This is a genomic window from Undibacterium umbellatum, assembly GCF_014284125.1.
Classification (GTDB): domain Bacteria; phylum Pseudomonadota; class Gammaproteobacteria; order Burkholderiales; family Burkholderiaceae_D; genus Undibacterium; species Undibacterium umbellatum.
Genome location: NZ_JACOFX010000016.1, coordinates 99,930 through 122,206 on the forward strand (window position 1 = coordinate 99,930; position 22,277 = coordinate 122,206).

General features: G+C 52.0%; 21 protein-coding genes and 1 riboswitch. Of the genes, 11 read left to right on the plus strand and 10 right to left on the minus strand.

Features of this window, described 5'->3' with window-relative positions:
• Positions 1 to 74: 74 nt before the first annotated feature.
• A complete protein-coding gene (locus tag H8L47_RS22885) occupies positions 75 to 1,085 on the plus strand; it encodes a M14 family zinc carboxypeptidase (RefSeq protein WP_186955923.1) in 1,011 nt (336 codons plus the stop codon).
• Complete coding sequence (locus H8L47_RS22890; RefSeq protein WP_186955924.1) at positions 1,082 to 1,864, plus strand: alpha/beta fold hydrolase; 783 nt, start codon at positions 1,082 to 1,084, stop codon at positions 1,862 to 1,864. Before H8L47_RS22885 ends, H8L47_RS22890 begins: the two co-directional genes overlap by 4 nt.
• On the opposite strand, the gene H8L47_RS22895 is transcribed toward H8L47_RS22890, so the two are convergent.
• Entirely contained in the window at positions 1,827 to 2,741 is a 915-nt protein-coding gene (locus tag H8L47_RS22895; protein WP_186955925.1) for a LysR family transcriptional regulator, read from the minus strand. The genes H8L47_RS22890 and H8L47_RS22895 overlap by 38 nt on opposite strands.
• A 128-nt stretch (positions 2,742 to 2,869) precedes the next feature.
• On the opposite strand from H8L47_RS22895, the gene gstA reads away from it, so the two are divergent.
• The 7 genes from gstA to H8L47_RS22930 all read left to right on the plus strand — a co-directional run bounded on the left by gstA (position 2,870) and on the right by H8L47_RS22930 (position 7,381).
• Positions 2,870 to 3,475 (plus strand): glutathione transferase GstA, encoded by a 606-nt coding sequence (gstA, locus tag H8L47_RS22900; protein ID WP_186955926.1) that lies wholly within the window; start codon positions 2,870 to 2,872, stop codon positions 3,473 to 3,475.
• 27 nt (positions 3,476 to 3,502) lie between these two features.
• Positions 3,503 to 3,709 (plus strand): tautomerase family protein, encoded by a 207-nt coding sequence (locus H8L47_RS22905; protein ID WP_186955927.1) that lies wholly within the window; start codon positions 3,503 to 3,505, stop codon positions 3,707 to 3,709.
• A gap of 55 nt (positions 3,710 to 3,764) precedes the next feature.
• Entirely contained in the window at positions 3,765 to 4,142 is a 378-nt protein-coding gene (locus tag H8L47_RS22910; protein ID WP_186955928.1) for a nuclear transport factor 2 family protein, read from the plus strand.
• 27 nt (positions 4,143 to 4,169) lie between these two features.
• Entirely contained in the window at positions 4,170 to 4,424 is a 255-nt protein-coding gene (locus tag H8L47_RS22915) for a hypothetical protein (protein ID WP_186955929.1), read from the plus strand.
• Between the two features lie 462 nt (positions 4,425 to 4,886).
• Positions 4,887 to 5,855 carry an L-histidine N(alpha)-methyltransferase gene (egtD, locus tag H8L47_RS22920; RefSeq protein ID WP_186955930.1) on the plus strand — a complete coding sequence of 323 codons (969 nt, stop codon included), beginning with the start codon at positions 4,887 to 4,889 and terminating at the stop codon, positions 5,853 to 5,855.
• Entirely contained in the window at positions 5,818 to 7,086 is a 1,269-nt protein-coding gene (egtB, locus tag H8L47_RS22925; RefSeq protein ID WP_186955931.1) for an ergothioneine biosynthesis protein EgtB, read from the plus strand. Before egtD ends, egtB begins: the two co-directional genes overlap by 38 nt.
• 4 nt (positions 7,087 to 7,090) lie before the next feature.
• Positions 7,091 to 7,381, plus strand: a complete 291-nt coding sequence (locus H8L47_RS22930; protein ID WP_186955932.1) for a DUF427 domain-containing protein — start codon at positions 7,091 to 7,093, stop codon at positions 7,379 to 7,381.
• 61 nt (positions 7,382 to 7,442) lie between these two features.
• On the opposite strand, the gene H8L47_RS22935 is transcribed toward H8L47_RS22930, so the two are convergent.
• Both H8L47_RS22935 and H8L47_RS22940 read right to left on the minus strand, forming a co-directional pair.
• Positions 7,443 to 8,357: a hydroxymethylglutaryl-CoA lyase gene (locus H8L47_RS22935; RefSeq protein ID WP_186955933.1), complete on the minus strand. Its 915-nt coding sequence runs from the start codon at positions 8,355 to 8,357 to the stop codon at positions 7,443 to 7,445.
• A 96-nt stretch (positions 8,358 to 8,453) separates the two neighbouring features.
• Complete coding sequence (locus H8L47_RS22940) at positions 8,454 to 9,896, minus strand: fatty acid desaturase family protein (RefSeq protein WP_186955934.1); 1,443 nt, start codon at positions 9,894 to 9,896, stop codon at positions 8,454 to 8,456.
• A 210-nt stretch (positions 9,897 to 10,106) separates the two neighbouring features.
• Between H8L47_RS22940 and H8L47_RS22945 the strand changes: the two genes are divergently transcribed.
• Together H8L47_RS22945 and H8L47_RS22950 are read left to right on the plus strand one after the other, a co-directional pair.
• The gene (locus H8L47_RS22945; RefSeq protein ID WP_186955935.1) at positions 10,107 to 11,987 is read left to right on the plus strand and encodes a sensor histidine kinase; all 1,881 of its coding nucleotides are present in this window, start codon (positions 10,107 to 10,109) and stop codon (positions 11,985 to 11,987) included.
• A 10-nt stretch (positions 11,988 to 11,997) separates the two neighbouring features.
• A complete protein-coding gene (locus H8L47_RS22950; protein WP_230413880.1) occupies positions 11,998 to 13,335 on the plus strand; it encodes a sigma-54-dependent transcriptional regulator in 1,338 nt (445 codons plus the stop codon).
• Here the strand turns inward: H8L47_RS22950 and H8L47_RS22955 are convergent.
• The 7 genes from H8L47_RS22955 to H8L47_RS22985 all read right to left on the minus strand — a co-directional run bounded on the left by H8L47_RS22955 (position 13,332) and on the right by H8L47_RS22985 (position 21,997).
• Positions 13,332 to 13,763, minus strand: a complete 432-nt coding sequence (locus tag H8L47_RS22955; protein ID WP_186955937.1) for a hypothetical protein — start codon at positions 13,761 to 13,763, stop codon at positions 13,332 to 13,334. The genes H8L47_RS22950 and H8L47_RS22955 overlap by 4 nt on opposite strands.
• Positions 13,756 to 14,244, minus strand: coding sequence for a hypothetical protein (locus H8L47_RS22960; RefSeq protein WP_186955938.1), 489 nt, complete (start codon positions 14,242 to 14,244; stop codon positions 13,756 to 13,758). Before H8L47_RS22960 ends, H8L47_RS22955 begins: the two co-directional genes overlap by 8 nt.
• A 2-nt stretch (positions 14,245 to 14,246) precedes the next feature.
• Positions 14,247 to 18,110, minus strand: a complete 3,864-nt coding sequence (locus H8L47_RS22965; RefSeq protein ID WP_186955939.1) for a hybrid sensor histidine kinase/response regulator — start codon at positions 18,108 to 18,110, stop codon at positions 14,247 to 14,249.
• A 70-nt stretch (positions 18,111 to 18,180) separates the two neighbouring features.
• On the minus strand, positions 18,181 to 19,986 hold the full coding sequence (locus H8L47_RS22970) for a methyl-accepting chemotaxis protein (protein WP_186955940.1): 1,806 nt from the start codon (positions 19,984 to 19,986) through the stop codon (positions 18,181 to 18,183).
• Between the two features lie 78 nt (positions 19,987 to 20,064).
• Complete coding sequence (locus tag H8L47_RS22975; protein ID WP_186955941.1) at positions 20,065 to 20,610, minus strand: chemotaxis protein CheW; 546 nt, start codon at positions 20,608 to 20,610, stop codon at positions 20,065 to 20,067.
• A gap of 35 nt (positions 20,611 to 20,645) precedes the next feature.
• Positions 20,646 to 21,011, minus strand: a complete 366-nt coding sequence (locus H8L47_RS22980) for a response regulator (RefSeq protein WP_110257528.1) — start codon at positions 21,009 to 21,011, stop codon at positions 20,646 to 20,648.
• A gap of 77 nt (positions 21,012 to 21,088) precedes the next feature.
• Entirely contained in the window at positions 21,089 to 21,997 is a 909-nt protein-coding gene (locus H8L47_RS22985) for a response regulator (protein ID WP_186955942.1), read from the minus strand.
• Positions 21,998 to 22,036: 39 nt separating this feature from the next.
• Positions 22,037 to 22,121, minus strand: a riboswitch (cyclic di-GMP riboswitch).
• Positions 22,122 to 22,277 lie beyond the last annotated feature (156 nt).

The following is a 22,277-nucleotide window of genomic DNA, read 5'->3' on the forward strand; positions in this document are numbered from 1 at the left end:
ATCTAAGCTGCGTGTTTCTTGCATTCTGCGTATAGCTCCTCTAGCATGGCATGGTTAACTTTTAAGCACCCACCATGTCTGCATTGCCTGAACTGAATGAACTCGAACGCATCATCGCCCTTGGCCGCGGCCATCTGGAGGTGGATGTCTTGTGCGAAGTTGCAGTCAAGAGCAGACAATTTCCAGTCTATAAGCTGGCGCTGGGCAATCCTGATAGCAGCCTGCCAGCCATCGGTTTTTTTGGAGGCATACACGGGCTGGAGCGCATAGGCACGCAAGTCTTGCTGACTTTCCTGCGCGGTCTGCTGACACGTCTATCCTGGGACAAGAGCCTGCAGCATATGTTACAGGATGTGCGTCTGGTATTCATGCCTCTGGTCAATCCTGGTGGCATGTGGCAGGCAACACGCTGTAATCCAAGTGGTGTTGATCTGATGCGCAATGCGCCGGTGGAGGCACAAGAGAAGGTACCTTTCCTGCTCGGTGGTCACCGTTATAGCCCGCGCCTGCCCTGGTATCGCGGCGCTGCCGGTGCAGAGATGGAAGCGGAGAATTTGGCACTCTGTCACACCGTGCAACAGGAATTGCTGGCCCGGCCTTTCAGCATGGCGATAGATTGTCATTCGGGCTTTGGCTTGCGTGACCGTGTATGGTTCCCGCATGCGCATAGCGTACATCCCATAGACCATCTGGCCGACATCCTGGCGCTGGAAGAATTATTTGAACAAACGCACCCCAATCATTCTTATCTATTCGAGCCACAAAGCCTGCAATACCGCACCCATGGTGATATCTGGGATTACCTCTACCTGCAGGCGCAGCAGGACAGCAGCAAAACTTTTCTGCCGCTGACGCTGGAAATGGGCTCATGGTTATGGGTCAAGAAAAATCCACGTCAGTTATTTTCGCGGCACGGCATGTTCAACCCGGTGGCGCAGCACAGGTTGAGCCGCGTTTTGCGCAGGCATAATTCATGGCTGGACTTCCTGATGCGGGCAACCTGCGGCCATGCGCAGTGGCTGGCACAAGGCCCTACCCGTTTGCGGCTGCAAGAACGTGCTGTCGCACGCTGGTACCGACCATGACAACCTGGGTATTATTGCGCGGCCTCATGCGCGAGAGCAGGCACTGGGGAGATTTTCCTACACGCTTCCAGCAGGCAGTAGGTGCTGAGCGCGTGTTGTGCCTGGACTTTCCTGGCAATGGTCAATTGCATGCTGAACATAGCCTGACTACGGTAGCAGCGATGGCAGATCATTGTCACCGGCAATTGCAGGTACAAGGGGTAACAGAGGCTGTGCACGTATTGGCAGTGTCACTGGGGGCGATGGTGGCACTGGCATGGGCCAATCAATACCCGGATGACTTGCAGCGCATGGTACTGATCAATACCAGTGTGGCACCGCATAATCCCTTTTATCACAGATTGAGACCGGCAAATTATCCTGCGCTGATTGCCACCATGTTATTTGGCTCAAGCACCCAGCGCGAACGCCTGATCCTGCGCATCACCAGCAATTTGCAAACAACAGAACAGGCGAAAGAAATCATCAGGCGATGGACAACGTATGCGCTGGAAAAGCCCATCAGCGTTGGCAACATTCTGCGGCAATTGCTGGCCGCCATGCGTTTCCGTGCGCCGCCCTACGCAGGCAAAGTCCCACTGCTTTTACTGGCAGGCGAGCATGACAAGCTGGTCAATGCAAACTGCTCACGCAAGCTGGCAAAGCTTTGGCACAGCCCCCTGCATCTACATACCACAGCAGGCCATGATTTGCCGCTGGATGATGCGGCCTGGGTGATACAACAGGTACGGACATGGGATACTATTTCTGCGCCAGTTCTGCAATCAGAAAATCAATAAACACCCTGACACGCAAAGGCAGGTGACGGTCACGCGGATACAGTAATGAAAATGGCCTAGTACGCCCGCTGAATTCCTGCAGCACCTCGACCATGCGGCCAGAGCGCAAATCCTCTTCCACCATGAAGCGCGAAGACTGCATCAATCCTGCGCCATGTCTTGCCAGGGTGATGATGCCCAGCAAGTCTTCTGAACAGGTGAGGCCACCTCTGGTGGGCCAATCTATGTCCTCACCATCACGCTTGAATATCCAGACGATATTTTGCCCCGCACTGGGCAAGATAAATTGCAGGCATTCATGCTGGTCCAGATCCTCAAGTTTGGTCGGCACGCCAAAGCGCTGCAGATACTCTGGTGCGGCACAGACCACGATCTCGGTATCTTCCAGCCGGCGTGCGATCATGCCCGAATCTGGCGGGTTACGACCTCGTATCACCAGGTCAAAACCATCGGCAGTCAGATCGACATTGCGGTTACTGAGTTGCAAATCCAGCTTGACAAGTGGATACATCTGGCGGAATTTTGCCAGCAAAGGCAATACCCGGTAATGCCCAAATGGTGTGGGCATGCTGATGCGTACCAGACCCGCCGGTTGCATTTGCTGGCCAGACACCTCGCGCTCCGCTTCGACAAGCTGGTTCAGGGCCTGACGGCATTGTACAAAATAGGCACGCCCCGCTTCGGTCAGGCGTAATTGTCGCGTGGTGCGCACAAACAGGCGCACGCCTATGCGCTCTTCCAGTCTGGCTATCGAACGGCTCACAGCAGCTGGCGTCAGCCCCGCTGCATTTGCCGCGTCCTTGAAGCTTTCCAGCTCGGCGGCCATGCAAAACAATTCTATGCTACCCAGCAATACATCCGGAAATTGTCGATTCACATTACACCATGTAATTTATAAAGTAACTTTTACCTAGTTTATCAACTTTTTCGTTTGGCATAGTATGCCGTCACGCCCTGCTCATCATGGCAGAGCCGCCAGTCAACCTTTATCGAAAGCCCAAAATCATGAAACTCTATTTCTCCCCTGGTGCCTGCTCTTTGTCTCCACACATCATCCTGCGTGAAGCTGGCCTGGATTTCACTTTGCAAAAAGTTGACACCTATGTTCACAAAACTGCCGATGGCCTGGACTTCTACAGCATCAATCCCAAAGGTCAGGTCCCCACTGTAGAACTTGATAATGGCGAGATACTGACCGAGGGTTCCATCATTGCCCAGTACATCGCCGAAAGCGCTGAAAACCGCGATTTACTGCCAGCATCAGGCTTGCCACGTTACCGTGTGCTGGAATGGCAAAACTACATCAGCTCAGAATTGCATAAATCCTTCGCACCACTGTTTGATGCTGACATGCCCGCGGAAGGCAAGACGCGTGTAGCAGAACTCTTGCGCAAAAAATTCGCCTGGGTCAACAGCCGCCTCGAAGGACACACTTACCTGACCGGTGATACCTTCACCGTTGCCGACGCTTATCTGTTCACCGTCAGCGGCTGGAGCAAACACGTGAACCTGAATATCAGCGATTTTGCCCACCTGCAAAACTTCCTCGCCAGCGTCAAGGCCAGGCCACATGTGCAAGCCGCGCTGAAAGCAGAGGGCCTGCCTTCCTGATATCATCAACAGTGAAGAAAGCAAGCCATGCCCTATGTACACATACAGGTTACCCGCGAAAATGTCAGCGCAGCACAAAAAGCCGAACTGATAGCCGGTGCCACTGAATTGCTGGTACGCGTACTCAACAAAGATCCCGCCACAACTTTCGTCGTCATAGAAGAAGTGGATACAGATAACTGGGGAGTAGGCGGCATACCAGTCACGCAATTGCGTCAAATACAGCAAACCTAGCAGTACTGAAAAACAGGGTGGCTGACAGCCGCCCTGTCAAACAAGAAAGGCAAAAATGGACACCGCTTACCCCGACATCATCGCCATGCTGAACCAGTATTTCGATGGCATACACCATAGTGACACCAGCATACTGGCCAAGGTATTCCACCCCGAAGCCCACTATTACTGCGCCACCGAAGGTCATTTACTGCATCTGGACATGCAGCAATACTTCCCCGTCGTCGACAAACGCCCCTCACCCGCCAGCAAAAACGAAAATCGCCGCGACCGCATCGTTTCCCTGGAAATAGCAGGACCAGTCACCGCCTTCGCCCGCGTCGAATGCGCGATTGCCAATAAGTTTTTTACCGATTTTTTAACGCTGGTAAAACTGGATGGCAGGTGGCAGATTGTGAGCAAGGTGTTTCATTTTGAGTTGATGGACACCTAAAAAATCAAATCAATTACCTTTAAGAATATGAACTCAGGTCGTATTGACGTTGTTTTTGATCTTGGTGTTGATGTTGTTTTTGACTTTCCGCAGTTCCCATGTGTCGACGCCGTTTGTGCGGTACAGAAAATGGAAAAAGAAGGGCCGCTGTTTGAGCCGCAGGCGAGTTTCGGACCTTCCCATTTTTTGTACCGCACAAACGGGAACCCCCTTCAGGGGGCGACGACGCCTGGGTCGCCTTCTTTGGCATACCTTTCTTGGCGACGCAAGAAAGGTATGTAGCTGTCGGGCTATCCCCGACCTGCGAACTCAAATGACTTGTGCAAGTATTTAAAAATCAAATAGATAGATCTATAAGAATCACAAATTAAATGACTTCACGGCATGCCACGAACGCCGCTGGAGCGCCAGCCCGGTGGAATGACGTTAATAACGGTTTAGATAATCGAAGACTCACAGCTCGACCAACTTCTAGAAAAATCGAACTAATGCGCCAGCCTAGTGGACTGCTGCCAAACAAAATTATGTTACTAACATTACCGCAATTTGTAGGAAAACCACCCGAGCCCCCCCCACCCCAAGATTTTTCAAACAATAAGTTGTACACTGTGCCACACCAGAGTCCACAACTAGACTCCAAGGCAAGCTCCGCATAAAGGCGGGCTGAAAGAAAGGCCGTATTGAGTATCAAGCACAGACCAAAACCACACTGGCCTGCCGATTGAATTTCTTAGCCCCAAAACCATGCCCGAATCCAATAGCCTGGCTAACACGGCCAATAGTGTGCGCACCACGCCACCCCACATTATCCGCGAGCTGGAAAACGGACTGCTCGCCGATGCCGCCCATACCTCACCCAAATATTTCTATGATGCCGTAGGCTCGGTCTTGTTTGAAGCCATTTGCGTGCTGCCGGAATATTATCCCACCCGCACTGAAGCAGAGATTTTTACTCAGCACATGGCTGACATGGCGCGTGTCATCGGTATAGGTGGCAGCCTGATAGACCTGGGTGCGGGTAATTGCGCCAAGGCAGCGCGGCTGTTTCCGGTGCTGCATCCTGACCAGTATGTGCCCATTGATATCTCAGTCTCTCATTTGCAGGATGCGGTACGCCGCTTGCAACAGCGCTTCCCACATATAGAGATGACAGCGCTGGGGCTGGATCTGGCACAGGACTGGAAACTACCCGTAGAAGTAAGGCGTGATAAACGCCTGTTCTTTTATCCGGGCTCATCCATAGGTAATTTTGAACCGGAAGAGGCACTTGCGTTTCTATGTCATTTGCGCGCTGCCTGTGACAATGATGCGGGCATACTGATAGGCGTAGATCTGATCAAGGACAAGACCTTGCTGGATGCAGCTTATGACGATAAGTTGGGTGTCACTGCCGCTTTTAACCTGAATCTGTTACGCCATATCAATCATTTACTGCACGCTGATTTTGATATCAGCCAGTGGCAGCACGAGGCTTTTTTTAACACCGAAAAATTCCGCATAGAAATGCATCTGCGCGCCAGGGAAAATATCCATGTCACCTGGCCCGGCGGGCAAAGAAATTTTATCAAGGGTGAACACATACACACAGAAAACAGCTATAAGTACAGCATACAGGGTTTTAATGCCTTGCTGGCCGATGCTGGTTTTTCCCATAGCTGCCACTGGACGGACAAAAATGAATGGTTCGCCGTTATCCACGCCAAAGCTGTTTGATTCCCTGACAGAGCCGGGACAAAGCCTGCAACAGGCAAGCATAATTGAACGCTGGCAAGCAATCCGGTTACGTTCAGTCGCGATTGCAGCGCCCTTGTCTGCCGAAGACTGCATGGCACAATCCATGCCTGACGCCAGCCCGATCAAGTGGCATCTGGCGCATACGACATGGTTTTTCGAGACTTTTATCCTTGAGCAATTTGAATCCGACTTTCAGGCTTTTCATATTGACTTCAGGGTACTCTTCAATTCCTATTACAACGGTGTTGGTGACAAGCACCCGCGCCCGCAACGTGGCTTGCTGACAAGGCCATTGCTGGACACCGTGCTGGCCTACAGGCGCAATGTCGATGAACGCATGCTGCGTTGCCAGGACAAGCTCAGCGATACGCGCTTTGTATCTTTGCTGGAACTGGGCATGCAACATGAACAGCAACACCAGGAGCTCATGCTGACTGACATCAAGCATCTGCTGTCATGCAACCCCCTGTTCCCGGCCCTGTATCCCGCAAGCGAGATGCTCAAACCCCTGCCCGCATCTCATACTCTGAGCTGGCAAGACTATGATGCCTGCCTGTTTGAGATTGGTCACGAGGGTAAGGGCTTTGCCTTTGATAATGAGGGGCCGCGCCATCGCCAGTTCCTTGAAGCTTTCCAGCTGACAACACGTCTGATCAGCAACGCTGAATACCTGGAATTCATAGAAGATGGTGGCTACCAGAACCCTGCCCTGTGGCTGGCCGAAGGCTGGGACTGGGTCCAGCAACAGGACCTGCGTCACCCACTATACTGGCGTTATGATTTTCAACAAAACTGGCAGGAATTTGGGCTGCATGGCTTGTTGCCGCTGAATCCACAGCAAGCGCTTGGCCACATCTCTTATTTCGAAGCCAGCGCCTTTGCGACCTGGGCAGGTGCGCGCCTGCCCACCGAAGCCGAATGGGAATACGCAGCACAGCTACATGAGCTCGAAGGTCAATTGAGCCAGTTATTTGATCATTGCTGGCAATGGACCAGCAGCAGCTACAGCCCCTACCCCGGCTTTGTTCCGGCTGCTGGTGCAGTAGGTGAATACAATGGCAAATTCATGGTCAATCAATATGTCTTGCGCGGCTCTTCTGCCTTTACCCCGGCCGGCCATAGCCGCCACACTTATCGCAACTTTTTCCCGGCAACATCACGCTGGCAACTGACAGGCTTGCGCCTGGCACGTTCACTTATTGAGGAGTAGTTTTATGCCCACCGCAAAATGGAAAAATACCGTCATCGCCCAGGCCAGTGATGGCGAGATTGTGAAACTCGAAGGCAATATCTATTTCCCTAAAAATAGGGTTAATCCTGAGCACTTGCGCGACAGTGACAAGCATACGGTTTGTCCATGGAAGGGCACAGCCAGCTATTACGATGTCGTCGTTAATGGCGAAGTCAATGCCGCTGCTGCCTGGTACTACCCTGAGCCCAAGGATGCAGCAAAAGTAATAAATGGCTACATCGCCTTCTGGCGCGGGGTAGAAGTCTTGCCCTGAATATCAGTTAAAGGCATACGAGATAGTAGAATTCTTTACAACCTTGCCACCATCCCTACACTCAGGCCAGACGTTTTGCTGCTAGCGCATTACCAGCGCGGCTGACTGCTTTACGGCCCAAATGGGCAGAAATGAATTGCCCTGCATCCACCACTGCATTCAAGTCTATACCTGTCTGTATGCCGAGACCCTGCATGAGGAAGAGTACATCTTCCGTCGATACATTGCCGGTTGCACCTTTGGCATAGGGGCAACCACCAAGACCGGCAACCGATGAATGGAAGATGGAAATACCGACTTCAAGACTCGCATAAATATTCGCGAGCGCCTGACCATAGGTATCATGGAAATGACCGGACAAAGCCGCAACAGGAAAATCCTTTGCCACTGTTTGCATGACGTTTTGCACCTGTCTGGCCGTGCCTACGCCTATGGTGTCAGCGATGTCGATTTCATCGCAACCGAGGTCACGCAAACGCTGCACTACATCTGAAACGCTATCAACGGCAACTTCCCCCTGGTAAGGACAACCGAAAGCGCAAGAGATGCTGCCGCGCAAACGAATCTTGTTTTGTTTTGCGGCTTCTGCCACTTCACGAAAACGCTCTATCGACTCTGCAATCGAGCAATTGATATTTTTTTGTGCGAAGGCTTCCGAGGCTGAACTAAAGATGACTACTTCATCGGCACCGGCTGCCAGTGCGGCTTCAAAACCCTTCATATTCGGCGTCAACACCGAATAGACGACACCAGGCTTGCGCGTGATGCCAGCCATGACCTCTGCCGAAGTTGCCATTTGCGGCACCCACTTGGGTGACACAAAAGAAGCTGCTTCGATATTCACAAAGCCAGCGGCGGTCAGACGGTTCACCAACTCTATTTTGACGTCGGCGGGTATGCTTTCTTTTTCATTTTGCAAGCCATCACGAGGACCTACTTCGACGATTTTGACTTGCTTGGGCAATGATGCGTTCATTTTGTTTTTCCTTGGGGCACCGTAATTCCATCATTTTACCCCTAACATCGGGCAAGCCTGGCTCCCCCGTATTTCTACTTGCATCAAATGCTTTATTCAAACCACATGTAATACTGACACACCCAGTCTGGCGAAATAGGGGTCCAGCCGGTCTGCCAGCTGTGGCAAGTTATAACTGGGCACTTGTGGATATAGATGATGCTCAAGATGATACGAAAGATTGAACAGCAAGGCAGGGATGATCTTGCCACGCAAGCTTCTGGCCTGCCCCAGTATGCTGCTGTCGGGTTTAAAGTGGGGCAACCATGCTGTAGTAATGGGATACAGGCAAGAGCCTATGTACATGAAGACGCAATAGGTCAGTGGCGCGGCAGTCCAGGGCAGCACAAGTATGGCAATCACAATGCCCAGGATGGCCGCACATAGTTCTGCCTGCATCCAGCGCTTTTGCACCGGGCTTTTGGCAAGCCGATAGGCATGCAGCCAATGACGGGCGATATAAGTAGGCCCGGCTTTCAGCGCACCCAGCAAGCTCAGATGCGCAGGGCTGCCTTCAAAATCATCATGCTCCAGGCAATGGCTGTGGTGGTGCAAATGCGCCTGACGGAAGGCATGACCACTTTCCAACAACAGGATACTCATGGCAAACAAGATCCATTCTGTGCTACGTGGCTTGAAACCAGCAGCTCCATGCAATACGTCATGGGTGAAAGTCACCGAGACCAGAAAGTGCAAGACGAAAACCAGTGGCAGCAAGAGGTATAACTGCATGGAAAAAACTGTGGCATAGGCAGCCAGGGTCAGTAGTGGCAGCACTGGCCAGAACAGGCGTTGTAATTTACTGGCATTCAACAAATCCAGGCCTAGGCTGCTCAGATTAGGCAAGCCTGCCTGGCGGCGGTTGAGCGTGCTTATGGCAGTTTGCTTGTGGGATATGACTGCACTACGGCGGACGACAGGAAAGACCGCATCAGTCAGGGTAGCACTATGGATCACGTTCATGCTCCTGATCAGGCACGCAGCAAGTTGGTGATGAAAAAGAAGAAATAGATTCCCACTACCAGGCTGCTGTATATCTCTCCCCCCCCAGCGTTTTAGTGCATAGCTAATTGCGCCCTTTAAATGTTGCCTAACAGAAATCGGCGCCCTCAACAAAGGATATAAAAACAGTAGTGACAGCCATCTGACGTCAGGAATAAACAAGAGCAAGCTGGCGAAATTAGCTAGTGCTACACGGTAGCCCGTCATGAGGAAATCATGACGAAGACTCAGAGGATGCGGGAGAAAACCCATGACATGCATGGAAAAAATAAAATTTTTATGTTTGACTTTGGGCATGCCAAACAAAATCAACGACAAAAACCCATGCGCAAGCAAGAGACCGAGATCCACCAGCAAGGCGTGAGCAAGGTTCGCCCTCACAAAAAATTGCAGCACAGGCGTGATGAGCATGGCCCAGGCCAGGATGCGGTTGAGCCTGACCCAGTTGGCCTTGGTGAGCAAAGTGAAATGTGGGAAGCTTGATGTCGTTGAGTTCATGATTTTTCCTGCGGCGCTATATGGTTTCCGGCTTTTTTGGGTGGCAGGTACGAAAACTGCCTATCTCCTTATTCGCAAACCGCGTGCCAGTCAGAAAATATTTATAAGCCCTTGTTTTTTAAGGAAATTTACTTTACGTATCAGCAAAACTGTAAGCTTGCTATATAGTTGACTGAAATTTACTATCAAGATTGTTGACAGTTACTTCCCATGAATACCTACGGACTCTATTTTTTCTCACTCGCCTTGCAGGGCATCATCAGCCCCTTGCTGGCGATCTGGCTGTGGGTAAAAGCTGGGCAACAGCCGGGCATGAAAGCCCTGGCTCTGTTTTGCGTGGGCATAGGCCTGTGGGCAACCGGGCAACTAGCCATCAATCTGGGGGATGCCAGGACTAGCGAATTGGGCAAGATGCTCGTCAATACCGGCCCAGTGAATGCGGTATTCTTTCTACATTTTGTCTTGCGGTTTCTGGGCCGTTTGCAGCCTGCACGCATCATCGCCTGGTATGCAGTTGCCTTACTGGTGGTGCTGGGTATCACCGTCTTTGATATGGGTAACCTCCTGCCCTGGCTGGAATTCCAGCGCTATTACGTGTTTCCAGTCTGGGGCTGGATACCCGGCATCTTTGTCAGTGGCCTGAGTACTTGGGCGTACTTGCTCTTACTGATGGCATGGCCTGCCGCAGCACCGAAGAAGCGCGGGCAAATCCTGGCGGTTTGCCTGGCCGGGGTATGGGGTTCAGCTTCTACGCTGATGTTCCTGAATGCCTCATTTGGCATACCCATCTTCCCATACAGTGTGATTCTGTTGCCTTTCTATGCGGTCTTGCTGGTCCTCGGCATATTGCGATATGACATGATGGCGGTGAACCTGTGGGCCAACCGCTTCCTGGCCTGGCTGGCCCTGAGTCTGTTGACGGTAGCCATTGCGGGTCTGGTGCTGAGCCTGGTAGCACAAACCGGCTTTAGTCCATTGGCGGCATTGCCGCTGTGGCAGTTATGGTTATTGGGTACAGGCATGCTGCTCATCATGCTGATGCTGGAAAGACCCATGCGCAGCTTCATGGAGAAACTGATCTTCCCGGGTGCGCATCTGGAGGCGGCGGTCCTGAGCAACTGGCGCGTACAACTGGAGGCGGCGGCTAGCTGGCAAGAACTCGAGGCAACCGCCTCTGACTTACTGGAAACCCATCTGCGCCAGCCCATGCCTGTTTTTCTATCCCGTGATGGTGCACCCGGCAGCAGTGCCGCTGAACAAACCTGTGTGATTTGTTACCGACAGCAAGCACAAGCCGCCCAGGCAGAATGGCATTACGAACTGCGTCATTGGGAAGGAGCGACCCCCAGTGTACAAAGAGTGGGCGCAGTATTCGGTGCCCTGCTGGCAGCCGCTGCCGGACGCCTTGATCAGTTGCTGCGGTACGCAGACCAGGAAAAGCAGCGCCTGCAACAGGCACATCTGACGGAACTGGGTGGGCTGGCAGCTACTGTCGCCCATGAATTGCGCAACCCCCTGAACATCATCAGCATGGCTGCCATTTCCTGCCCGGCAGAAGTGCGCAATGACATACGCGAGCAGATAGAGAGAGCAGATCATCTGATACAGGATTTGCTCAGTTATTCCGGTGAGGTGCGCCTGAATTGCCAACCAGTGGACGTGGCAGAACTGATTGATAACATCGTGGCGCAACTTCGTCCTCCTGCCATGGCGAATGGCGTGCAAATCAGCAGCGAAATCGAACAAAATTTACACGGCAATATAGACCGCATGCGCACTGAGCAAATTCTGAACAACCTGCTCAATAATGCACTGGCGATGTTGCGCGGCAGACCAGATGCCCGTATCCACATCGAAGCGGCTACACATAAGCAGATGCTGAGACTGCGCATATGCGACAACGGCCCCGGCATACCAACAGAACAGATAACCGATTTGTTTCAGGCATTCAAGAGCCGCCGCCCTGGTGGTACAGGCCTGGGCCTGGCGATAGTACGCAGGCTGGTGGAAGCCCATGGCGGCAGCATTGCACTAGTCAGTAATTCAGGCTGGAACTGCTGTTTTGAACTTTATCTCCCCAAATCACCATGACACCATGAGCATGCAAACTATTTTACTGGTCGATGATGAACCAGCCTTTCAACGCCTGTGCGGCAACTGGCTGGCCAGCCTGGGTTATATCGTCAAAGTCGCGGCCACGGCAGAGCAGGTACATGCCTTGCTTGCAGAGAACAGCTTTGACCTGGTCTTGCTGGACCTGGCTCTGCCACCCTCGTTCACACCAGATGAAGGCCTGGCCCTGCTGCCTGCATTTGCACCTGTACCAGTAGTCGTCATGACTGGTCATGCAGACCGTGAACTGGCGCTGCGCGCCATAGGACTGGGAGCATGGGATTTTTTACCTAAGCCACTCGACCCAGACATCTTACGGGTCGTCGTTGACCGCGCCCTCAACAAGAGCCGGCTGGAGCGGGAACTGGCAGTATGGCGTGCCCGCGCCCTGCCAGACGACGACAGCATGGGCCTGATAGGTATCAGTGCCGAACTGGCAGAATTGCGCTCGCTGATACGGCGTATTGCGCCTACCGATGTCCCGGTCATGATCACTGGCCCCAGTGGCACAGGTAAAGAACTGGTGGCACGCGCCCTGCATGCTCAGGGCAAGCGGGCTGGCAAAGCCTTTATCGCCGTGCATTGCGGCGCCATACCCGCAGAATTATTCGAGAGTGAATTATTTGGTCACTGCAAAGGCAGCTTCACCGGTGCCGACCGTGACCGCAAAGGCCTGATCGCTGCGGCTGATGGCGGCACGCTATTCCTTGATGAAGTCGGTGAAATGCCCCTGCCCATGCAAGTCAAGCTCTTGCGCTTCTTGCAGTCTGGCAGTTTTTTCCCCATAGGTGCACGAGCCGAATTGCGTGTCGATGCGCGCATCGTCGCGGCCACGAATCGTGATCTGGCCGTCATGGTTGAAGAAAAAAGTTTCAGGGACGATTTGTATTACCGCCTCAAAGGCATACAAATGCGCACCCTGGCGCTGGCAGACAGGGCAGAAGACATTGCCTTGATAGCCCAGGCAATTGCGGCCAGATCGACGCCACCAAAACGCCTGACGGCTGCAGCGCAGGAGTGGTTGGTATCTCATGCCTGGCCCGGCAATGTCAGGGAATTGCAGCATTGCCTGCAAACGGCAATGGCACTGGCGGGTGAAATGAACGAAATCGTAGTGGATGATCTGGCCCTGGCTTGCGGTGAGGTCGCAAGCGATGCGCCTGTGGTGGATTCCGGTTTATTGGAAGAACAGGTGGCCGCGCTGGAGAAGCGCCTTATCGTTGGCGCATTGAATGACAATCAGCACAACCACACGCATGCAGCAAAACAACTGGGGATATCCCGCGTCGGTTTGCTGAACAAAATGCGCAGGTATGGACTGCGTTAGTGGATTGCTGCGAACAGACGACTCAAATCCAGCACAGGTATGCTTTTCCCCTGTTGTTCAAAGCAGGAAATTGCCATGTCTTCCCAAGCAATTTCATCCAGGCTGCTGGCTTGATCATCATCGACGAGTACGCGCACTGGTGGTGCTGCCAGATGTATCGCCCCCAGGCCGGCGCTATTGCTGACAGTATCATGAAATGCCACTAAGGCCAGGATATTGCCAGTACAAGCCCTTTCGCCCAAACGCAAGGGCAATTGCACGACCGGCACTGCTCGTTTTTGCCAGAAAATTACCTCTCGCATATGCACAGGTGCCAGCGGCACTTCAAAGCTGTCTTGTGCATCCATGATTTGTATCAGTTCACGCTGGCCTATGGCGACTTGTCTGCCATCACCTATATCGAGTAACCAGGCATTTGCACTAGACATATTCTTTCTCCAGGTGTCCAGACGTGACTTGCGCGAACGCACCATATCGCAGCAAGTGTCTGGCATCACTGAGGCAGGCCAGGCCGTTTTCAAAGGGCATGATAGCCTGTATAGGTGTGTTGGCAGTGCGCATGGCGGCAGGCAAGGCATAGTCACTGCCAGATTGCTGATTGAGTACCCTGACATCATCACACAGCAAGCCAAGGAAACCCTTGCCGGTAGCCAGCATGACACAGGCGCGGCGTGCCGCAGGTATGTTGTCCAGCGTCTGCAATTCACCGTTCAGACTCAATACTGGCCAACTTTGACCCAAATAAGCAATCCTGCCAACTGAAGGTGCAAGCGCATTTTCACTATTGAGGTCAGCGACGGATTCGACCGCACAGACATCGCCCTGAGGTAGCATGAGTTGCAACTTATCAATGCGCAGCAACAGACAGTTACGTACTTCTGTTTTCATGCCCGGCATCATCGCTCCCATGTTCAAACTCCTGTCAGGCGGTTGATATGCTGCAGCAAGGCATCTTCACTGAAGGGCTTGACGAGGTAGGCATCCACCCCGGCAGCATCACCCTGCTGCCTGTGTTTTTGGGTCGAGCGTGAAGTGATCATGATGATGGGAATGCGCTTGTCGAGCTTGCGGGCGCGTACATGGCTGGTCAGTTCCAGACCATTCATGCGCGGCATTTCCATGTCTACCAAAATAACATCCGGTATCACTTCGTCAAGGATGGCAACTGCATCCAGACCATCAATGGCGGTGCGCACTTCATAACCGGCATCGCGCATGATCTGTGCGGTAGCACGGCGGGCTGACAGGGAATCATCGACCACCAGCGCTGTCCGCACATGTGCAGCCTGATGATCAGTTTGCACTGGCAAGCCAGTATGGGCATCATCCGCATTGACGTATTGTTGGGTGGATGCACGCAACAATTCCGGCAAATCGATAACTGGTGCAACACTGCCATCACCAAGAATAACCGCACCTATGGTTCCCTGGATTTTTGGTACATAGCGGCCAAATTTCTTGACCACGACTTCGCGGCCATCCACCAGTTCTTGTACTTGTACGGCACAGGTAGCACCAGTATCGGTACTGATCAGCAAGACCGGGTAGCCATAGCTGCGTGCTTCCTTGCGATGGTCTTGCATGCCCAGTAATTGATCCAGCTTCAGCAATTTATGTACGGCATCGCCGACGCGATAGACAGGCTGATCAGCCAGCGTATCAATCTGTGCATCAGTGATGTAATGGATATCAATAATGCGACGGCTGGATATCGCCATCATATGACCAGCCACGCGCGCCATCAGGGTATGTTCTGACAAGAGACTTGCAGGCAAACGCAATTCCACCACCAGACCCTGGCCTGCGACAGAGCGCAGGTTTAGCGAGCCTTTCATTTCCAGTATGCGTGCATGCACCATGTCCATGCCTATGCCACGGCCAGACGTCTGTGTGCTGCTGTCACGAGTAGAAAAACCTGGCACCAAGATCAGCCTGGCCAGTTCTTCTTCCGACAAAATACGTTCGGCGCTGATCATCTTGCGTTTCAAGGCGGTGCGGCGTATGGCAGCATAATCCAGACCTGCACCATCGTCCTTGCAACGCACGACGATGGAATTGCCTTCACGCGCAAAGCTCAGTTCTATCAGGCCATCTGCTGGTTTGTTCACACCCAGCCTGCTGGATGCTGTCTCTATGCCGTGGTCAACCGCATTGCGCAGGATATGCATTAATGGATCAGTCAGATCATTGAGCATATTGCTATCGATATTGGTATTTGCGCCGAGTATGTTCAGGTTCACTTGTTTGTCGAGCAAACGGCAAGTCTGGCGTACACTGCGTTGCAGGCGCGAAACGATGGTCGTCACCGGCACCAGGCGCGTGCGTATCACTGCATGCTGGTTTTCCATTTGCAAGCGGCGCTGAACTTCCAGCAATTCCGCCAGGCCATGCAATTGTTCGTCTATGTGATTGGACATTTCAAAGGCATCGGTGCGTGCTTCCACCAATTGTGCCGTAATGGTGTGCAGCTCGCTATAACGTTCGAACTCCAGCGGGTCAAAATCGCCATCGGTAGTACTGATGCTGGCTTTTTTCTGTGGACTGCTCATGCCGCGCACATCGACCAGGGTTTCCAGATCAGCGATGAGTTTCTGGAACAGGACATCGTGCTTTTGTATCGCTTTCGATTGTTTCTGGGTCTGTTTCAATTGCTCCTGGATTTGCGCATTCGAGATGACATTTTCACCAGCCAGGCGCAGCAGTTCATCGACCACTTTTGCTGGTACCCGCAGCATCGGTTCTGCAGCGTGTGAACCTGGCTCGACCAGGTCAAGCACCACGCTCGCAGGCTGTGCTGCTGATGTTACTGCAACTGACTGGCTTGATGGTACAGGCTCACTGCGCACAAGGAACTCACCACTGTTCATAAAGCTGACATAGTCACAAACTTGCTGCAAGACTTGTTGTGACTGCGCCGGGGCAGTACCGCCATCGACCACTGCTTCGCTCATGGCTTCCAGGCAGTCCCCTGCTTCGGTCAACAGTTCTGACAATGCCTGGTCGGGCAGGCTTTGCTTATTGCTGAGCGCAATCAGCAAGTCTTCCAGATGATGAGTCAGGTTGGCGATACCGGCTATTCCCACGGTATTGGCTGCACCCTTCAGCGTATGTGCAGCACGCTTGGCCTGCTCTACATCCTGCATGCTGCCAGCGCCGCTGGAAAATTTTTCTATGGCACTGGTAAAACTGCCCACCTGTATTGGCAATTCCTGCAAGAGACCATCAAATAATTCAGTATTCAAATCATCCGGCAATTGTATGGAAACATCGCTTTCCGTGATAGAGACAGCAAGCTCTTCTCCATCGTGAATTTCTTCTATAATGTTGACATTGATGAGTTCTGCAAACAGGGACTCATTGCCATCCATAGTCGCAGTTTGGGACCAGACCTGGTCCATCAAAAGAGCCAGCAACTCCAGCGCAGGTACTTCTTCTGTTGGATTACTCAAATAGCCTGTCAGTTTGGCAGGCAAATCATTGAGCAAGCTGATTTGTTGATTATCCAAAGCTTCAGTTTGCGCTGAGACCAGATTGGCGAGCAGGGATAAGAAACGATGTAAGGCAGTCAGCCCTATGGATTCGGAAGTTGTTGCTATGCGCAGCAACGCTTCGACGTAGTTCTGCAAGGCAAGGTGGCGCTTTTCGCCATCATCGCCTGCGGCTAAAACGGCAGCCAGGTCCGCTGCCAGCATGTCAGCCATCAAGCCAAATTCTCTGGCAAACAGGGCCAGCATGTCGCTGCTGATTTCTTGCATGGCGAGGCCGTGTTCAGTATCTTCGCTTTGTTCCAGTTCAGTATACGTTGCCTCGGTTGCTTCATTTGCTTCATTTACTTCGATTTCTGTTGATGGCTCTGCTAGTGCCTCGGTCCCATTCCATACCGGGTCATAAATGACATCCAGCAAACCCGCTACTACTTCAGGATTATCTGCATCGGCAATGCTGTCCATCAGCATCAGAGGAAAGCGCTGCAATATACTCAGTTCTGTCTCGTTCAAGGCATTCGCGACTTCAGATCTCAAGGTGACGACATCGGCGAAAGCATGACAGGCATCGGCCACAGCATGCATGGACAATTGCGCAGCACATGTAGAAAACGCCTGCAATTGGGCGGCATAGCATTGCAGGGTAGCTGCATCAGTTTCGCCGCCCAGGCCAAAATGCTCATCGGCAGCCAGGGTCATCACCAGTGCATCGAGGGCATCGTGCAAGTCGAAAGACTGTTTGGGGGTGCTTAACTGTTCTGCCTCTATTTGTACCACCGCTTCGGCAAATGCTGGTGTCGCAGCAGGCACCAGGAATAGTGCAGGTGCGTCCTCAACCTCATCTACGGGGGTTAGCGGATCGCTATTTAGTAACTGCCGTAATTCGCCAGAATCACCGTGACTCAAAGGCAGGGGCCAGCTGGCTGTCGATAGATGATCGATCAGGGTTTCTATATTTTTGTCGCCATGATTCAAGGCATGGCTGGCCAGTAGATCAGGCCACTCGCTGAGCAAATAATATTCTGCTTCGGTGAGTTTGCGGTTCTGGTTATACAGGCTGATCAGGTTGCGCTCTATCAACGCGCAGACCCAGTGCAGGCCTGGCATGTCAGCGGCACTGGCTGCTGCGCGTATGCGCCGCAATTGCTCTATATAACAAGCCAGTGCGCGGGTAACTATGGCAACATCAGTAGAATGGGTGGCGTCTGTTTCCAGCGCATTGAATACCTCATCCAGGGCACCGAGGACGACATGGCTGAAATCTGTAGCATGGTTTTCTAGCTGTTCCATACTGCCTCAGATGGGTAAGTTGGAAAGAGAGAAACCTGCGCAAAGCCTTGCGCAGGTTTGAGTGGTGGTATCAGGCTGCCAGTTTGAAGACACGTACAGTAGACAAAAGCATCCTTGCATATTCCACCAGGTTGGTGGTTTGCGCAGATTGTTCGTCGAGTTGCAAACTGGTTTGCTGATTGGTTTTCTTGATCTGTATCGCTCTGTCCAGCAGCTCCTGACTGGCCTTTGCCTGGCCATGGGATTTGATGGCAATTTGCTGTACTGATTCCACCAATTCTGTTGTGGCATTCTGGGTCGCCTGCATTTGCAGACCGGCCTGTTCTGCCAGACGGCTGCCTTCCACCACCTGGGCAATTGCCGAGTTCATGGTGTTGACCGTATCTGATGTTTCCAGCTGGATGTTATTGACCAGGCCAGAAATTTGCAGCGTCGCCTGACGCGCATTTTCTGCCAGCCTTTGCACCTCATCCGCAACCACCGCAAAACCGCGACCAGCTTCACCGGCAGATGCTGCATGCATACTGGCATTCAGCGCCAGGATGTGAGTACGTTCGGCAATCGCATTGATCAGACCGACCACGCCGGAAATTTCTTGTGAACGTTCACCCAGACGTTTAATCCGTTTTTCTGTTTCACGTATGATGTCGCGGGTACTGTTAATACCACCCACGGTGCTGTTTACCGTATCCATCGCCAGTTGTGTTGAGCGTATGGCATTGTCAGCAGCGCGGTTACAGGTTTGTGCCAAGTCAGCAATATTGCGCATTTCTTCAGAAGCATTCGACAGTGACAAAGTCGTATGTTCCACTTCCAGCCTTTCTTCTGCTGCCGCTGCCATCACGTTATCGGACTGCGCTTTCACTTTCAGCGTGGCCTCGGTCACGTCGGCAGAAATATTACTTACATCGCGCAGCACTTTGGCGGTTTCGCTGGTCAGCATGTTCAAGGCATCAGACACTGCACCAGTCACGTCGGCAGATACTGGCACTTTTACTGTCAAATCTCTGCTCGCCAGTTGCGCCACCGCCTGCAACAAGACCAGCACGGATTCATTGAGTTTTTCATTTTCATCTTCGATGGATTTGCGGCTGGCTTCACGTTCATCCACCATCTTGTCAAACTGGCGTGAGAGTTTGCCAATTTCGTCAGGATGATTACTGCGCGCCCTTACGGTGGCATCGCCCTGTGTCAATTTTTGCATAACGCCGATCAGATGCGATACCGGCTTGGTGATACTGCGCGTCATCCAGTAAGCAACACCAACCACCAGCAAGATGGAAAGTGCGGCCACTGCGGCCAATACGTTTTTCGCTGTCAGGTAAGTGTTATCGGCTGCGGCACCATCCCTGTTCACCAGCTTGGTTTGGTAATCAATCAGGCTATCCATGGAAGAAAACCATTTTTCCTGATCGGCTTGCAGATTTCCCAGCAGCCAGGTAGTCGCTTCTGCCTTTTTACCTTCAGTCGCCAGGCGCATGAATTCCCTTTGCGAAGTACCGTATTTGGTACGTGCCTCGGTGGCTGTCTGGAAAATGCCTTTTTCTTCAGCGCTAGTAATCAGTTTTTCAAAATTGGCAATATTTTCTTCCTGATTCTGTCTGCGTGACAAAATCAATTGCTGTTCTTTTTCAACTGCCGATTGATCATTCAAGAGCAGCATATTACGCATCGAACGCGCATTGGCATTGACATTACCGAGCATCTTGTAAGCCAGCACAACCTTGGGATAGCTGCCATCCACAATACGGTGGGTACCTTCATTGATGCTCTTGAGGTTGGACATCGCCAGCCAGGCCGTTACCGCCAGCAGCAATAACACCGCTGTAAATCCCAGACTGAGCCGGATACCAATATTCGGAGTACGTAATTTCATTTTGCTCTCCACAAGAAAAACATCAAAGACTGCTTATTCAAACAAGGCTCAGCCAGATTTTGCTTAAAGTTTTATGCTCTATGCGCTACGGCTGAGTTTTTCAAAAAAACTTTCATGATTGAAATCCAGCCAGACCTTGTCATCCTTGACGAAGGCGGCTGTTACATGGGCTTCCAGTGTTGCTGGCAATTGCGGCATCTGTGTGATGGTACGCAATTCCGTCAGCGGTTGCGGATAACTGTCTATCAGCATGCCAACGGCATTTTCTGCCTTGTCCAGTATCAAAAATAATTTAGACGCCGCAACTTCAGACCTGCGGCCACTAAGCACCAGGCCCAGATCAAAGATGGGCACCAGATTGCCACGCAGGTTGATCAAACCAAGCAAATAGGCTGCTGCACCCGGCAGAGGCGCAACAGCCTGTGGTCGTATCACTTCACTCCCTACCTCAGCCCGGATCAGCAAATTCAGCGAACCCACGCGATAGCCATAACGCTTTCTTTCGACTAGCGGTGCCACATCGCTCCACAACAAATCACCGGGTGGAGTGAAGCGATCCAGAGCAATGCTGGGTGGCAGCCATTCCGTAGGCAGCCCGGCATTGCTGGATGTGATTTGACTCATGACCGCCCCCATGCATGGGTAAAAGGATATTGAAATCAGGCAGCGATTTTGAGCTGATCGATGATCTGGTCAGCGGTATAGGGTTTGGCGACATAGCCTTTGGCACCTTGCAACTGGCCCCAGATCTTGTCAGCTTTTTGAGATTTGCTGCTGACAAAAATGATAGGAATGTCTTTGGTTGCAGGGTCTTGCGTCAGACTGCGGCAAGCTTCATAACCATCCATCTCTGGCATGACGATATCGAGGAAAATAATCGAGGGTTTTTCGGCCTTGGCTTTTTCCAAAGTATCCTTGCCACTGGATGCGGTGATTACCACATAACCGGCATCGGTCAATATGCTTTTGATGTTGGCCAGTTCAGTCGTGGAATCGTCAACAACGAGTGCTTTTTTCATGCCCATGATGTACTCCCGAGATGTGTAGATGAAACACCCTGATCCCCAGGGTAAAGGTAATTGTGCAAGCTTGCGATAACGATTCAGATACCCATGGCCAGATCGCGGCCCTTGTCCATTGCAAAGATGGCGTCCCCTGCAGTCAGGGTCTTTTCCACCACAGCGCGAAACTTCAAATGCTCTACAGGTTTGGTCAGATAACTGCTGCAACCTGACAGGGAACCACGTATACGGTCAAAAGGTGAAGACTTGCTGGTTAACATAACGACTGGCGTGTGCTTGGTTTGCGGATGACGACGGATGATCTTGCAAATTTCATAGCCGTCGGCACCGGGCATGACGATGTCGAGGAAGATGATGTCGTAGTTTTTTTTCTCCAGCATTTGCAAGGCTTGTTCACCTGTTTCTGCACAGTCGGAAGCAATCTTCATGGAACGCAATTCAAGGTCAATCTTGATTCTTGCGGTGGGGCTGTCATCAATAATCAAAGCGCGATGAGCGGTTTGCATGACCGCTGCCTGAAAATTCTTTTGCACCAGTGGTTGCACAATAGCTGCTTTGTTCATATCTGCCTTTTGAAGCATGGCGGCACCGGCGGGTAATTCCGCTGGCAACACTTTTTCCAGCTCACCTGCTACCTGATCCAGCAAAGCCAGCATCTTGGTCGGAACCAGGGGATGCAGTAAATGATATTTACCTGGCTTTGCCTGACCCACATTCGAAATAAAAACGGTTGCGGGTTCAGGAATATTGCGTGTTGTTATCAGCTCCTGCAAAGCAGCCCTGGCCTGACCATTGTCGGGGTCAAGTATGACGATATCCGGATCAGCAGCCTGACTGGCATCAAACAGCGCATAGGAATGCTTGCGACCGCTGGCCATGGTCAAGCTGAGCACGCTGCGCACCAGACGCAATTCATACTCAGACAAACCAAATACACTAATCAGAATTTTTTTTGAAGCGCAGGGGAGCGCCGTAGAGATGCTGTTCATGAGCGACCTACCTCTTAACGAAACACCGCTGTTGCGGATTACGGTACCTGGCTGCCCTGCCATGATCAGCGAGGGCCCTGTAGTTTTGCGTCCCACTCTTTCGGATGGTTTGCCTTTAAACAACGCTGATGCTATCCCTATGAACTACTTCTCATCCATAGGGCGGTACACCAACCACAGTGCCTCATGCGAAGCACCGTTACCCCAATGTAGTTCAAGAATTTATAAGCTACAAGGAAAAAGTTAACATTTTTTTGCTTTTTATTTTTTCATGCAAAGT